Origin of the sequence: Teichococcus vastitatis, from assembly GCF_003604215.1 — a bacterium.
GTDB classification, from domain to species: domain Bacteria; phylum Pseudomonadota; class Alphaproteobacteria; order Acetobacterales; family Acetobacteraceae; genus Pseudoroseomonas; species Pseudoroseomonas vastitatis.
The window spans coordinates 1-1,283 of the sequence record NZ_QXGS01000157.1 but is presented as its reverse complement, the minus strand read 5'-3'; the positions used below and the strand labels follow the sequence as shown (position 1 = coordinate 1,283).

Annotated in this window: 2 protein-coding genes; one reads left to right on the top strand and one right to left on the bottom strand. The window is 65.9% G+C overall.

What is annotated here, in order from left to right; all coding sequences use genetic code 11:
* Positions 1–26: 26 nt before the first annotated feature.
* The gene (locus tag D2K64_RS23635; RefSeq protein ID WP_120010867.1) at positions 27–332 is read right to left on the bottom strand and encodes a hypothetical protein; all 306 of its coding nucleotides are present in this window, start codon (positions 330–332) and stop codon (positions 27–29) included.
* Positions 333–590: 258 nt separating this feature from the next.
* Between D2K64_RS23635 and D2K64_RS23630 the strand changes: the two genes are divergently transcribed.
* Complete coding sequence (locus D2K64_RS23630) at positions 591–1,028, top strand: DUF1772 domain-containing protein (RefSeq protein WP_120010865.1); 438 nt, start codon at positions 591–593, stop codon at positions 1,026–1,028.
* The last annotated feature ends 255 nt before the right edge of the window (positions 1,029–1,283 follow it).

Below are 1,283 nucleotides of genomic sequence, written 5' to 3'. Positions count from 1 at the left end.
GGCTCCCTGGTAGGGTGGTCCGATGCCTACGCTGCTCCTTGTGCCTTCCGCACTTCCTGCAGCACCGCCTCATGCGTCGCCAGGATCCGCCGCAGCGTGGGTTTGCCTTTGTCGCTCGCCTCGGCGATGCCCTCGTGCATCTCCTCGATCCCGGTCGTCATCTGCTCGGCCAAGCCGGATAGCCGCTCCTGGAGCTGCTCGCTGTCGTCCTTCAGCTCGGCCGTCCAGATCGCCAGGATGCGAGAGATTTCAGCGGCAGCGCGGGCGGGTGGGACGCCCGCTTGCAGGAGCTTGATGAGAGGGGCCAGGTCGGCAGCAGGAGAGCGGGACATGCGTGGAAGGTAGGTCGGCTAACCGCGGGTGGCTAGACGAGGAGGCTGCTATCGGCCCGAAGCAACCCTGTGAAACGTTGCTCTCCTGTTTGGTATTCGGCATCATGACTTGGCCGAAAATAGAGTTGCAGGTTGGTAGCTCCTGCGCCCGTTCATGAACGGGTTCTTCTCAGCCTCGGCGTCTCAACCCGATCGCTATCGGGAGGGGCGCATCAGGCGTGGTCGCGTCTCTCGAAGCGTACCAGAGGAGATAATCAGGTGGTCCCTGGCCTTATTGCCCTCGTCCTCGCGACCCTCTTTGCCGGAGCCGCGCTCTACATCAGCCTCGTCGAGCATCCCGCCAGGATGGGTCTGGAGGACATGCCCCTGCTCGCGCAGTGGCAGCCCAGCTACAAGCGCGCCCTGCCCATTCAGGCTGGCTTGGCCATGCTGGGAGGAGTCGCTGGGCTCCTATCCTGGTACCAGCTCCGCGATTGGCAGTGGGTGGCAGGAAGCCTACTCCTGCTCGCGAACTGGCCATTCACGATGCTGATCATCATGCCCGTGAACAAGCGCCTGATGGGGATGACGGCGCAGGAGGCGGGGGCGGGAAGCCGTGCCCTCCTGCAGCGCTGGGGCAGCCTGCACGGCGTCCGGAGCGCACTCGGCTCCGCCGCGTCCCTCCTGTTCGTCTGGGGTGTCCTGGCCAGCCGCTAGGCCGCTCTTCACCCGGTCCAGCGGTAACTCCAGGCCCGAGTGGCCACCGCGTCTCCCGACCCCAAACAACCTGAGCCGGGAGAGCGCAGGTATAAACCCTCGTTGACGGATGTTCAGGCGGACCATTACCGTCCGCCCATGGGTGACCTCCGCCTCCGCACCGCGAGCCGACGCCGTCGCTGCTTCCCAGCGGCGGCTTCCGTGGCTGCGTGCAGACAAGCCCCTCCCCCGGTGAGGCCCGCTCCCTAGCGGTCC